At 68.8% G+C, this 13,399-nt stretch carries 9 protein-coding genes; 1 reads left to right on the top strand and 8 read right to left on the bottom strand.

Annotation, left to right across the window (positions count from 1 at the left end):
* Positions 1-18: 18 nt before the first annotated feature.
* The 6 genes from A9Z05_RS13415 to A9Z05_RS13390 all read right to left on the bottom strand — a co-directional run bounded on the left by A9Z05_RS13415 (position 19) and on the right by A9Z05_RS13390 (position 8,214).
* Positions 19-1,179 (bottom strand): efflux RND transporter periplasmic adaptor subunit, encoded by a 1,161-nt coding sequence (locus tag A9Z05_RS13415; RefSeq protein WP_069618498.1) that lies wholly within the window; start codon positions 1,177-1,179, stop codon positions 19-21.
* 373 nt (positions 1,180-1,552) lie between these two features.
* Entirely contained in the window at positions 1,553-2,164 is a 612-nt protein-coding gene (locus A9Z05_RS13410; RefSeq protein ID WP_069618497.1) for an ankyrin repeat domain-containing protein, read from the bottom strand.
* A 78-nt stretch (positions 2,165-2,242) separates the two neighbouring features.
* On the bottom strand, positions 2,243-3,778 hold the full coding sequence (locus A9Z05_RS13405; protein ID WP_069618496.1) for a catalase: 1,536 nt from the start codon (positions 3,776-3,778) through the stop codon (positions 2,243-2,245).
* Positions 3,779-4,012: 234 nt separating this feature from the next.
* Positions 4,013-5,500 carry an efflux transporter outer membrane subunit gene (locus A9Z05_RS13400; RefSeq protein ID WP_069618495.1) on the bottom strand — a complete coding sequence of 496 codons (1,488 nt, stop codon included), beginning with the start codon at positions 5,498-5,500 and terminating at the stop codon, positions 4,013-4,015.
* 13 nt (positions 5,501-5,513) lie between these two features.
* The gene (locus A9Z05_RS13395; RefSeq protein WP_069618494.1) at positions 5,514-7,103 is read right to left on the bottom strand and encodes an MDR family MFS transporter; all 1,590 of its coding nucleotides are present in this window, start codon (positions 7,101-7,103) and stop codon (positions 5,514-5,516) included.
* Positions 7,096-8,214: an HlyD family secretion protein gene (locus A9Z05_RS13390; RefSeq protein ID WP_069618493.1), complete on the bottom strand. Its 1,119-nt coding sequence runs from the start codon at positions 8,212-8,214 to the stop codon at positions 7,096-7,098. Before A9Z05_RS13390 ends, A9Z05_RS13395 begins: the two co-directional genes overlap by 8 nt.
* Before the next feature lie 91 nt (positions 8,215-8,305).
* Here A9Z05_RS13390 and A9Z05_RS13385 point away from each other — a divergent pair, with 91 nt between their 5' ends.
* The gene (locus A9Z05_RS13385; RefSeq protein ID WP_069618492.1) at positions 8,306-9,142 is read left to right on the top strand and encodes a CerR family C-terminal domain-containing protein; all 837 of its coding nucleotides are present in this window, start codon (positions 8,306-8,308) and stop codon (positions 9,140-9,142) included.
* A gap of 33 nt (positions 9,143-9,175) precedes the next feature.
* Here A9Z05_RS13385 and A9Z05_RS13380 read toward each other — a convergent pair whose 3' ends face one another.
* Both A9Z05_RS13380 and A9Z05_RS13375 read right to left on the bottom strand, forming a co-directional pair.
* Positions 9,176-11,626: a mechanosensitive ion channel family protein gene (locus A9Z05_RS13380; RefSeq protein ID WP_069618491.1), complete on the bottom strand. Its 2,451-nt coding sequence runs from the start codon at positions 11,624-11,626 to the stop codon at positions 9,176-9,178.
* Between the two features lie 298 nt (positions 11,627-11,924).
* Positions 11,925-12,884 (bottom strand): LLM class oxidoreductase, encoded by a 960-nt coding sequence (locus tag A9Z05_RS13375; protein WP_069618490.1) that lies wholly within the window; start codon positions 12,882-12,884, stop codon positions 11,925-11,927.
* Positions 12,885-13,399 lie beyond the last annotated feature (515 nt).

Below are 13,399 nucleotides of genomic sequence, written 5' to 3'. Positions count from 1 at the left end.
CTGGAGGCTCCTCGTGACTCAGTGCGCGGACGCGGTGGCGGGCGCGTCAGGCGACTTCCAGTCGGTCGCGGCGGCCGGCGCGCCGTCGGTCAGGCGTTCCATGCCTTCGACGACGATCTTCTGGCCGGCCTGCAGGCCCGACTTGATGCGGTAGCTGCGATTCGCGAGCTCGCCGACTTCGACGGCCTTCAGGTGCACGGTGCCCTTTGCGTCGAGCACCCACACCTGCGGCTTGCCGCCGGCGCGCACGATCGCCTGTTGCGGCACCATCACCGCGTTCGCGTAGTGCGCGCGCGGAATCCGGGCCCGCACGTACATGCCCGGCAGCAACTGGCGCTTCGGGTTGTCGACCAGCACGCGCAGCAACACGTCGCCGGTGCCCGGATCGACGTTGACGCCCGAGAACAGCATGCGGCCCTTCACGTCGTAGCGCGTGTCGTCGTCGCGCAGCACGTCGACCGGCAGGCTGTTGCTGTCCGACGCTTGCGGCTGCGACGCGAGCGCGCCGCGCAGCGCTTCGAGCGACGCGGCCGGCTGGCGCACGTCCACGTACACCTGGTCGATCTGCTGGATGCGCGCCATCGGCTGGCTGTCGCTGCTCGATACCAGCGCGCCTTCCGTCACGAGCGCCTGGTCGATGCGGCCGGCGATCGGCGCTTCCACGGTCGCGAACTTCAGGTCCAGCTGGCGGCGCGCGAGCGTCGCGCGAGCCTGTGCGACGTCGGCCGCGGCCTGGTCGCGCTGCGACACGGCGTCGTCGTATACCTGGCGGCTGATCGCATCGGCCTCGACGAGCGGCTTGAAGCGTGCGGTCTGCACCTTCGCGCGTTCGAGTGCGGCCTGCGCCCGCTGCAGCGACGCGGCGGCCGTGTCCATCTCGGCCTTGAACGGCGCCGGATTGATCTGGAACAGCGGCTGGCCAGCGCGCACTTCGGTGCCTTGTTCGAACAGCCGGCGCTGCACGATGCCGCTCACCTGCGGCCGGATCTCGGCCACCCGCACGGCCGCGACGCGGCCCGGCAGGTCTTCGGCCACGTCGACGCGCGTGGCGGCCACGGTCATGGCCGCGACCGGGGTGGCCGGTGCGGCGGCCTGCTGCTCGGACGGCCCGCAACCTGCCAGCATGGCCGCCATCAGCGCGCATACGGCGCCGTGGCAGCATCGTTTCTGATTGTTCATAGCAACTCCAGGAAGCGCAGGCAGCCCACGGCCTGCTTTGACGGAGCGGAGTTTGCTTGGATTAGTTGGCGGCTTTCATGCGGAAAGATGGAGATTCGATGGAGGCGGCGAAAGGAGGGGGAGCCGCAGCAAGGGGCGCGGCGCGGTGTCACGCGCGGTGTTTCGGCTCGATGCGCGCGTGGGCCCGCGCCGGTGTTTGAAGATCGAGCCGGCAGGGTCGCTGGGCGAACTGCCCGACGAGGCGGCGCGTCTGCGCTGGCTGGCCATGGCGGGGCCGCTTGGCGCACGACGGGTGCGACGCGGCGCCGGCATCGCGCGATGGCGATGCGGATCGGGTCAGCGAATGGGGCGCGCCATTTGACGCGTAGCCGCGCTACTGTTTTGCGCCGGCATCCCGCAGTGCGTCCGCGGCATACGTATTGTCGTGCGTCAGCGCGAGCTGAAGCAGCGACTGGCCGCGCCGGTCGACATGGTTCGGATTCGCGCCATGCGCGACGAGCAGCGGAATCAGCTCGAAGCGGTTGAACAGCGTCGCGAACCCCAGCGCGGTTTCGCCGGCGCCGTTCGTCTGGTCGATCGGGCAGCGCGTGTCGATCAGGCGCCGCGCGATGTCGGGCTCGTTCCTGAACAGCGCGCCCATCAGCGCGGTGTTGCCGTGACGATCGCCGACGCACGCATCGGCGCCGGCCGACAACAGGTACTCGAGCGCCGCGGGCTGGCCGTCGTACGACGCGAGGATCACGGCCGTATAGCCGTGGCTGTCGGTCGCGTCGACCGGATAGCCGGCGTCGTGCAACGCGCGAAGGATATCGACGCGGCCGACGCGCGCGGCGTCGAACCAGTCGTCGTCATAGCGGCGCAGCGCGGCAGGGTCGGCCTTGCCGTACGCCGGCCGGTCGGGCAGGTGCGCGCAGCCGGCGAGTGCGGTCAGCGCGAGCGCCGCCGCGGCCGCGCGAATCGCGTGGGTGAAGCGTTCGGATCGCATGGGTGAAGTCCAGATGAAAGGATCGGGCCGACGTGCGCGGCGGGAGCGCACACGTCGGCGGCGACCGGTGTCGCGAGATCAGTTGTCGTTCAGCTTCGCCGCGAGCGACTGCACTTGCTGGACGTTCGCGTGAACGGCCTGGGCGAGGCGCGTGCCGTAGTCCGCGTCGGCCTTGTAGAAGTACGACAGCATCGCGTACTGGTTCTGCGCGTTCTTCACCTGGCCGAGGTCGCCGGACAGCGCGGTGACGAGGTCGTCCTTGTCCTGCGGCGACAGGCTGCGGTAGTACTCGCCCGCCTGACGGAACGGCAGCTTCTTGCGGATCGCCTCCTGCTGCGTCGTGCCGCTGAGCGCCATGCGGACCGACTTGTACTGAGGATCCTGCGCGAGTTCGTTCAGCGTCGACGGCTCGTAATTCACCTCGCCCTTGCGGCTGCCGGCATTCATCGCGCCGTCCTGGTTGTTGTTGACGACCGGCACGACCGGGCGGTTGATCGGCAGATCCATGTAGTTCGCGCCGAGCCGGTACAGCTGCGTGTCGGCGTATGCGAACAGGCGATCCTGCAGCATCCGGTCTTCGGACGGCTCGATCCCCGGCACGAGCCGCGACGGCGCGAACGCCGATTCCTCGGTCGACTGGAAGTAGTTGTCGGGCACGCGGTTGAGCGTCATCGTGCCGATCTTGCGTTCAGGTACGCCGGTCCACACCTTCGTGTCGTCGAGCGCGTCGAAGTCGAAACGGTTCAGGTCCTTCGGCGTGAGCACCTGCACGTACAGGTCCCACTTCGGGAAATCGCCCTGTTTCAGCGCGCCGTACAGGTCGTTCGTCATCAGGTTCCAGTCGCGGCCGATCGATGCGGCGATTTCTTGCGGGCGCAGGCCGTGCACGCCTTGCTGGCTCTTCCAGTGAAACTTCACGTAGTGCACGTCGCCTTGCGCATTGACGAACTTGAACGCATGCACCGCGAAGCCGTCCATGTGGCGATACGAATCGGGCATGCCTTCGTCCGTGTACAGCCGCGTCAGCATGTGGGTCGCCTCGGGCGTGTGCGCGAAGAAGTCGAACGCGAGGTTCGGGTCCTGCACGCCGGTCACGGCGCTCGGTTTGTTCGCGTGCACGAAGTCGGGAAACTTGATGCCGTCGCGAATGAAGAACACCGGCCAATTGATGCCGACCATGTCCCAGTTGCCCTGCTGCGTATAGAACTTCACCGCGAAGCCGCGCGGGTCGCGTGCCTGCTCCGGCGAGCCGCGATAGCCCATCACGGTGGAGAAGCGCACGAACACCGGCGTGCGGGTGCCCGGCGTGAAGACTTTCGCTTTCGTCAGGTCGGAGATGTCGGCGCTCGGCACGAACTCGCCGAAGGCGCCGGTGCCGCGCGCATGCACGACGCGTTCCGGAATGCGTTCGCGATCGAAGCGCTGCAGTTTCTCGATGAGCGCGGAGTCCTGCAGCAGCACCGGGCCGGCGGGGCCGGCCGTCTGCGAATTCTGGTTGTCGCCGACCGGCGCGCCGGTGTCGCGCGTGAGTTCGGCGGCGTACGGAGAGGCGGAGAGCGCGACGCAGATCGCGGCGACTGCGTGCCGCAGCACGCGATGGGAAGATGAGGACATGACGATGGAACTCCTTGAATCCGATCGGTGGTGGGGAAGCCGACTGAATTAGAAGAGATCGTCAGACGATTGGCTAATTGATATTCGATATGTTTTCGATAGCCGCGGGGCGATGCGGCGCGAGCCCGTTCGTTGCGCAGGAAACGAAGCGTATTGTTGCGCGCGCAATGAGTTGTTGCCGGATTGTTTCGGCGAGCATGATGCATCGGTCGTGCATGATTTGCGGCCGCGCCGTCAACCGGCGCTTGCCTGCCATCCGAGCCCGAGGCTCTTCTGCACCGACACATAGTCCTTGATCAGTTCGGCTTGCCCGGCGATCACGTTCTGCTGCGCGGACAGCGCTTCGCGTTGCGTATCGAGCAGGTCGATCATCGACGCGACGCCCGCACGATAGCGCTGGTCCATCAGCGTGCGCGAATGCACGGCCGACGTCTGCACCTTCGTCAATGCGACGACATGCTCGCGCTGATGCCCGTAACGCTGCAGTGCGGTATTGGCGTCCTGCAACGCGCCGAGCACGGCCTTCTGATAATTCGCTTCCGCTTCGTCGCGCGACGCTTCGGCTGCGCGCACCGCGCCGCGCGTGCGTCCGAAATCGAGAATGTTCCATTGCAGGTATGGCGCGCCTACCCAGGTGAAATTCTGCTTGCGGAACAGGTGGCCGGGGTCGGTCGCGCTGAAGCCGAGATCGCCGAGCAACGTCACCTTCGGGAAATAATCGGCGACATGCTCGCCGATCTGCGCATTGCTCGACGCAAGCCGGCGTTCGGCCGCGCGGATGTCGGGGCGCTGTTTCAGCAGCGTGGCCGGATCGCCGATCGCGACGCTGCCGGGCAGCGTCGGCAATGCCGCGTCCGGGGTCGACAGCGCGGCGTCGAGCGCGCCCGGCGCGCGGCCCGTCAGGATCGCGAGCCAGTCGAGCGATTCGGTCACCTGGGCATCGAGCGGGATCAACGACGCGCGCGTGTTTTCGACCTGGGTCGTCAGCCGCTCGATGTCCGCATCGGCCGCGACGCCGCGCGCGCGGCGCTGCTGCGTGAGTTCGAGCATCTGCTGCTGCAATTGCGCGGTGCGTCGCGACAACGCGAGCCGTTGCTGCTGGTCGCGCAGGTCGACATACGCATTCGCGACTTCGGCCGCGATCGACACCTGCGTATCGGCGAGATCGGCGTCGACCGCTTCGGCCTGCGCGGAAGCGGCTTCGACCGCGCGGCGCGTGCCGCCGAACAGGTCGATTTCCCACGTCGCGTCGAAGCCCGCGGAATAGAGTTGCAGCGGGCCCGAGCCGCCGAGCGACGGCGACGTGCCGCCCGACTGGCCCGAGCCGTTCGACGGCAGCAGCGAGCCGAGCGCGCCGACGTCCGGTTCGCGCATGCGGATGGCCGCGGCGGTGGCCGACGATTTCGGCATCTGCGCGGCGCGCTGTTGCGCGAGCTGCGCGCGTGCCGCGCGCAAGCGCGCCTGCGCGGCGTGCAGATCGGGGTTGTATGCAAGCGCGGCAACGATCAGCGCGTCGAGCTGGCGATCGTTCAACGCGTGCCACCAGGCGCTCGGCGCCGGCGCGGCGGTGTCGACGCCGGTGGCCGGCGCACGCACGAAGGTCGGCGCATCCGGCGCGGCGGGCGCGCCGCGATAGTCGGGGCCGACCGTGCAGCCGGCGAGCAGGCACGCGGCCGCGCACAGCGTGAGCGCGGGGCGGCGGGGCAGGGGGAAGGATTTCATCGCGTATGACGGGTCAATGGCCGGACGACATCGGTTGCGGGCCGCGCGGCGGCGTTCTCAGCAGCAGCGCGAGCGGCACGCAGGCGAGCAGCGCGAGGCCGAGCAGATAGAAGGTTTCGGAGTAGGTCATGACGACGGCCTGGATCTGGATCTGCCGCGCGAGCTGGCCGAGCGCGCGCATGTTCGAATACGCGAGATCGCCGGTGTGCGCGAACCAGTTGGCCGCATAGGCCGACAGTCGATCCTGGCCGATCAGCGAGTTCGCGGTCACCGATTCGCGCAGCGCGGCCGTATGGAAGGTCGTGCGCCGGTCGATCACGGTGCCGATGATCGCAAGCCCGATCGAGCCGCCGAGATTGCGCGCCATGTTGTAGAGCCCGGCCGCATCGCCCGAGTCTTCGCGCGCGACGGCCGCCATCGACGCCTGGTTGAGCGGCATCATCGCGAGCATCTGCGCGAGGCCGCGAATCAGTTGCGACCACACGAAATCGTGACCCACGCTCTGCGCGGTCAGGCTGATGTCGAGCATGCAACTCAGGCAGAACAGCAGCAGCCCCGTGATCACGAGGATGCGGAAATCGACCTTGCCGAGCAGGCGCGGCAGGATCGGCATCACGAGAAAGGCCGGGAGCCCCGACAGCAGCATGATCGCGCCGGCCTGTTCCGCGTTGTAGCCGGCGACGATCGCGAGGAACTGCGGCAGCAGGTAGGACACGCCGTACAGCCCGGCGCCGACCGCGGACACGATCACGATCACGCTCGCGTAGCGCGGGTTGCGCATCAGCGACAGCCGCATGATCGGCCGCTTGGCGAAGCGCTGCGACAGCGCGATCAGGACCATCCCGACGAACGACACGACGCTCAGCGTGACGATCATCTGCGATTCGAACCAGCGTTCGCGCTGGCCCTCCTCGAGCACGACGGTCAGCGAGCTCAGGCCGATCGCGAGGCCGATGATGCCGAGCCAGTCCGCGTTGAAGAACGCACTCCATTGCGGGCGGTCCGACGGCAGGCCGAACACGAGCAGCGCCATCAGCAGCAGGCACACGGGCAGGTTCAGGAAGAAGCACCAGCTCCAGTTCACGTTTTCCGCGAGCCAGCCGCCGAGCACCGGGCCGAACAGCGGCCCGAGCAGCACGATCAGGCCGAACAGCGTCATCCCGACCGGCAACTGCGACAGCGGCAGGCGCGTGCGGATGATCGTCTGCGCGGTCGGGATCAGCGCGCCGCCGGTGAAGCCCTGGCCGATCCGGCCGGCGATCATCATCGGCAGCGAATGCGACCAGCCGCACATCATCGAGAACGCGATGAACAGCGCGGAGTTCGTCAGCAGGAAATTGCGTAGCCCGAACACGCGTGTGAGCCAGGCCGCAAGCGGGATCATCACGATTTCCGACATCAGGTAGCCGGTCGAGATCCACGTGCCTTCGGTGCCGGTCGCGCCGATTTCGCCCTGGATCTGCGGCAGCGCGGAATTCGTGATCGAGATGTCGAGCGTCGCCATCAGTGCGCCGAGCGCGCCGGCCGCGACCGCGATCCAGTCGGTCACGCTCGCGCGGCCTTCGTGCGGCGGCATGGGGATCGTGGCGGGCGTATCAGCCATGATGCTGCTCGTTGCGCGCCGAGCGCGTATCGACGTCGACCGTCACCGACAGCCCGGGCAACAGCATGCGTTGCGCGCGGGCGTTCGCGGCCAGGCGGATGCGCACCGGCACGCGCTGGACGATCTTCGTGAAGTTGCCGGTCGCGTTCTCGGGCGGCAGCAGCGCGAACTGCGCGCCGGTGCCGGGCGCGAAGCTGTCGACGACGCCGGACAGCGGGCCGTCCGGCAGCGCGTCGACATGCAACTCGACGGGTTGGCCGATGCGCATGTTGCCGATCTGCGTTTCCTTGAAATTCGCGACGAGATAGATCGAATCGACCGGCACGACGGTCAGCAGGCGCGTGCCGGGCTGCACGTATTGCCCGACGCGCACCGTGCGATCGCCGACCCGGCCCGCGAGCGTGCTGCGCACGATCGTGTTGTCGAGGTCGAGTTGCGCCTGCGCGGCGCTGGCCTGCGCGGCCTCGAGCTGCGCGCGCGCCTGCTGGAGTTGCGCGGTGAACGACGCGATCTGCGTGCGGGCGGCGGCGATCGACGCGTTGTTCGCGGCGAGCGTCGCCGCCGCCTGGTCGCGCGTGCTCTTCAGGTCGGCCACGCGTTCGTGCGTTTCGGCGCCGGTCGCCGCGAGCGGCGCATAGCGCGCGTACTCGTCGCTCGCGTGCTGTGCGTTGATGCGCGATACCTTCGCCTGCGCGTCGGCTTGTTCGAGATTCGCGCGCTGCTGGCTGATGTCGGCTTCGGCGCGCGCGATATCGGCGCGACGGGCGTCGACGGTCGCCTGCGCTTGCGCGAGCGCCACCTGGTACTGGCGGACATCGAGCCGAACGAGCGGATCGCCGGCCTTGACGGGCTGGTTGTCGCGCACGTAGACGTCGGTCACGTAGCCGGCGACCTTCGGCGCGGCGGTCATGCTGTCCGCCTGCAGATACGCATCGTTGGTGCTTTCGATGAAGCGGCCGACCGTCCACCAGCGGCCGAGCCACACCGCGCCGCCGACGGCCGCGAGCACGGCGACCGCGAGCAGGATGCGCCGCCTCGTTCCGCCGTTGCGCGGCATCGTTCCGTTTTCCTGACGATCTGCTTTCTGTGGCGGGTCTTGTGGCGTCGACATGCGGGATCCAATTTATTCCAAGTGGAAGAATTATTCCAGTTGATAAAATTGTGTCAAGTAGAATGTCGACCGAGCGAATGACGAGGAAGCCATGAACGAAGCGAAGAAGCTGCGCCGCACGTCGGCGGGCGGCTACGCGCGCGGCGACGAAACGCGCCAGCGGATCATCGAGGCGGCGATCGAACTGTTCGGCGAACGCGGGTTCGCGGGCGCGTCGACGCGCGAGATCGCCGCGATGGCGGGCGTGAACGCGCCGGCGCTCCAGTACTACTTCGAGAACAAGGAAGGCGTGTACCGCGCATGCGTCGAGACGATCGCCGAGCACGGCTGGCAGGTGTTCGCGCCGGCGGTCGGCCATGCGCGGGCGATGCTCGACGCCCATGCGAGCGTGGATGCGCTGATCGATGCGTTCATCGGGCTGCTGCGGGCGCTGTCGGACCGGATGTTCACCGCGCCGAAGACGATGAACCAGCGGATGTTCTTCGCGCGCGAGCAGGGCGGCCAGGAGCCGGCGAGCGCGAGCGAAATCCTGATGAAGCGCATGCGCAAGCCGCTGAACGACGTGAGCGCCGAGTTGATCGGCCGCATTTCCGGGCGGCCGGCCGACGACCCCGTCACGCGGTTGCGCGCGCTGAGCCTGTTCGGGCAGATCACGGTGTTCCACATCGCGCAGCGCTCGGCGCTGCAGTTGCTCGAATGGGACGCGTTCGAGGGCGAACGCGCGGCGCTGGTGACCGATACGATTGCGGACCAGACGCGCGTGCTGCTCGAACAATGGCATGCGCAGCGCGATGCGGGTGCCGCCGGTCCGGAAACCGCTGCGAAGCGCGGGCAGGGTGCCGCGACGAAACGACGTGCGGCGAAGCCGGGGGCCGCACCGCCCGCCGCGAAAAGCACGGCGCGCGTGAAGAAGCCCGCCGCGCGTTGAGCGCCGCCGGTCACCGGCCCCGGGCGATCGCGATCAACCCGGCTTGCGCTCCGCTGCGTCGGGCGACGGCGGCCGGGCTGCCATCTCGGCGGTATTCCGCGGGTCGGGGCGCGGGCCGTCTTCATCGTTGTCGACCGGCCGCGATCCGTCCGCATAGGCGACGACGCTGCGCTGCGGATTGGCGATCCGGATCCCGCGTTCGCGGAACGTCTCCGCGATCCGCCGGTTGAATTCCCGCTGCACGCTCCAGCGCGCCGAATCCGTGCACTGGATCTGTCCGGCCAGTGCGAGCGCCGCGCCGTCGACCTGGTCGATGCCCCAGTAGCTGAAGTCCGACAGGATGCCGTCGTGGTACTTCGGATCGTCGCGCAACGCGGCGCCGATTTCCTTCAGCGTCGCGATCGCGCGCTCGATGTCCTCGCCATACGCGATGCTGACCTTGACGGCCGCATTGCCGAGCCCGCGATTCGTGTTGTTGACGGTCGTCACCGAGCTGAACGGGATCGTGTACAGCGACCCGTCGCCCGCTCGCAGCCGAACGGTGCGGATCGACAGGTATTCGACCGTCCCCGACACGCCGGCGAGCGTGACCCAGTCGCCGACCTGCATCGCGTTTTCCATCAGCAGGAAGATCCCGGTGATGAAGTCCTGCACGAGCTTCTGCGAGCCGAAACCGAGCGCGACGCCGAAGATGCTGGCGCCGGCCAGCAGCGGGCCGACGTTCACGCCGAGTTCGCTGAGGCCCGTCAGCACGACGACGAGCGCGATCATCACGAACAGCAGCGAGCGCAGCATCGGCAGCAGCGTGCGCAGCCGCGCGGCGCGCACCAGGTTGCCTTCGCGCGTCCAGCGTTGCAGCCGGCGCTCGATCGCGATGTTGGCTGCTTCCCACACGACGAGCGCGACGATCGCCGCGATCGCGATCGTCACCAGCGCGGACGCGAGCCGATGGCCGATCGTGCCCGTCCCGAATGCGCGGAAGATCGGCACGCCCCAGATCTGCAGCAGCAGCACGACCGTCACGACGCCGATCGCGCCAGACACGATCTGGCGCAGCAGCGGGTAGTAGCGGTACGCGTGCAGATGAACGAGCGTGCGGTCGTCCTCGCGGCGCTGGAACAGCCGCGCGAGCGCGCCGAACACGACGATCGACACCATCCGCATCGCGATCATCACGGCGATCGAGCGGCCGCCGAGCGCGATCAGCACGCGGTAGCCGTTGTGGACGTCGAGCGCCCACACGAACCACAGCGCCATCACGATGAAGACCGACACGGGCGCCCACGCGTCCGCGAGCGCGTTGCCGACGACGGTGAAGGTCGGACGATCCGCGCCGGCGGCACGGATGCGTGCCGCGACCGGCCGGCGGCACTGCAGGATCAACACCGAGATCATCACGTGCCCGACGAGCGCGACGGCCTTCAGCAGCGCGACATGGCCGGCTTCGGTCAGGCCGAAGTTCGCGGCGATCTCGACGGCCGCCGTGCATGCGCCGACCACGATCACGATCCGCGCGATCGAGCGTTGCGCGAACGCGGCCCATGCGTCGCTGATATGCAGCAGCCGCAGCTGCCGCGCGTCGGGCTGGAAGAACAGCCGGCTGACGATCGTGACGAGCCGGCAGATCACGTAGGTGTCGATCAACGCTTCGAGCGCGGACTCGATCGGCGTGTCGGCTTCGACGAGCAACGACATCGTCAGGCTCGCGACGCCGACGAACACGAGCAGCGGCACCGCGCGCAGCGCGAGACTGACGAGTGCGCGCGGCATCCGGTGCAGCAGCGTGGTGTGCCGGCGTGCGTGGCCTTGGCTTTGCGAGGGCGACGGGGCCGTGTCTGCCGTGTCCGCGGCTGCGGCGTCGGGCGGAGGGGAAGGATCGGGCGGCGGCGCGTGGTCGCCGTCGGATGCGGCGGACTCGGGCACGGCGCGGCGCGCGGCCACCGCGGCCAGTGCGCGTCGCAGCAGCCGCTTCGCGAGCCATTCGACGACGAGCGCAGGCAGCAGCACCGCGAGGAGGATGCCGAGCGTGCGAGTCAGATTCGCACGCTCGTCGGCGCGCACGAGCGTGTCGTGCCACCAGCTTCCCACCGAACCGATATCGAGCAGCGAGCGCAGCGATTCCTGCAGCGCGTGGCCGATCTGCGCGGCCCAGCGCGATCCCTGGCGGACGAGCATCGATGCGAGCCCGTTCGACGTGAGCGCGGCCGGCGCCGCGGCAGCCGATGCGCCGCTGGCCGCGGGCGCTGCGCTTGCCGGCACGGCGGGCGCGCTCAACGCGCCGACGGCCGCGATCGCGCGCAGCGTCGTTTCGACCTGTGCACGCTCGCGCGGGTTTTCGAGCACATTCAGTGCCTGCCGCGCCTCTTGTGGCGTCAGCGCGGGCGCGGCGCCGGAGGCGGCCGACGCGGCGGCCGGTGCGGGAGCGGCCGCGTGGGCGGCCGAGACGACGGCGGCGAGCAGCCAGCCGAGGAGGATATGTCGCATGGAGTGGGCATGCGGGTGCGTCTCGTCACGCGGCCCGCCAGGCTGAACGATGGACGGAAGTTAACATGATCGCGATCGAAACCGAATAGTTCCGTCGCCGACGATTTGAATCGGGCATGAAGGCGCCGGATACAGGCCGTCGGCCGTCCGACATCGCGGGAACGTCCTGTTTGTCCGGTCGTAAGGCGTCTGTAACACGCGTTTGCCGGTTCCGGTCAGCGATGCGCCGCTGCGTGAGTGTTCGTCCGGCCCCGATCGGTGCTTGAATCGCATCGTATGGATCGGGATTCCTGACGAATCACGCTTGCTCGTCGTGAAAGACCGGCAACACATGTTCGGCGATTTCCTCGATGACGTCGCGCACCGGCCGGTCCGATCCCGGGTTCAGCGCGACATGGTGCGTCCCGGCCGCCTGCATGTCCTGCAGAATGTCGACCAACGCGCGGCGCCCGGTTGCATAACCGAGCGGCAGCGCGGTGGCGGGCGTATCCGGATGCGCGGCGAGATCGAGCCGCATCGCTACGCCGAACGCGCGAAATGCCGGCGATGCGAGCCGGTCGACCGCCGCGCGCCACATCGAATAGCGGGCGCGCTGCGTATCCGGATCGCGGTGATACGTCATCCAGCCGATCGAATGACGGGCGATCCAGTCGACGCTCTGTCCGCCCGAGCCGACCGCCAGCATCGGCACCGCGTCGCCGTCGCGCGGCAGCAGCGTGAATGCGGGCGCATCGGGTGGCGTCTGGTCGGGCAGCACGCGCGACGGCACGCCGAGCGCGGCCGCGACGACGTCCCAGTGCGCGCGATAGCGGTCGCGCCGCGTTTCCGCGTCGACGCCGAACGCCGCATATTCGGGCGGCCGGTCGCCGGAGCCGAGCCCGAGGATGAAGCGCCCGCCCGACAGCGTCGCGACCGACAGCGCGCCTTTCGCGATGTGCAGCGGATGACGCAGCGGCAGCACGATCGCGCCGCTGGCGAGCGCGATCCGGCGGGTGCGCGACGCGAGTGCGCCGAGCAGTACCCACGGGTCGAGGTGGCCGACCGGGTCCGGATAATCGGCGCTGTTCAGCGGCACGTCGCGAATCCACAGCGCGCGAAAGCCGAGCGAATCGGCCAGCGCGGCGAGTTCGAACTGCTCGTTGAAGTCCGCGACGACGTGGCCGCCGCGAAGCAGCGGAAGCGTGAGGCCGATCGACAGCCGCCCGGCCGAGAAGACGCGATGCGCGACGTCGGGATGGGCGGAAGCGGGTGGGGTCATGGTGGATCCTTGGCGGCGAGGCAGCGCAAGCGTGCGGCGCTCCGTGTCCGAATGCTAGCGTGTTTGCGCGATGCGCGAGCGGGACGGCGCAAACCCGCGCTACCCGCGCCGCAACGCGCGCCCCAGGGCGGAACGCCGCGCATTGCGACGCGCGGTTGTCGCGATCGGTGCCGTGGAACAGCGTGCGGTAGTCGATATCCAGCCCGTGCCTCGTGTCGGACATGCGGCGAGTGCGGGTACCGGTCGGGCGGTGGCGCGCCGCGGGAAAGGGCAAGTCCGTGCGCGTGCGACGCCAATCGTGGGGGGATTGCAAGGCGCCTGCCCGCGCGGCAAGGCGGCGACCGGACGATACCGGCGACGCCGGCGGTGCGTTTCAGTTTCGAAACATTCGCGCTTTCTGACGGGGCGCGATGCCTGCCCGCGGCCCCGGATATGCCCGCGCGGCCTTGCGGCATGAAGCATGGTGCGCTCCTTGCATGGTTGTATGGGCCGTGAGCGCGATCGCAGGTGCAGTC

It is taken from the genome of Burkholderia sp. A2 (assembly GCF_001729305.1).
Taxonomy (GTDB): Bacteria; Pseudomonadota; Gammaproteobacteria; order Burkholderiales; family Burkholderiaceae; genus Burkholderia; species Burkholderia sola.
The sequence above is the reverse complement of the archived record's forward strand: the minus strand, read 5'-3'. Positions and strand labels throughout refer to the sequence as shown.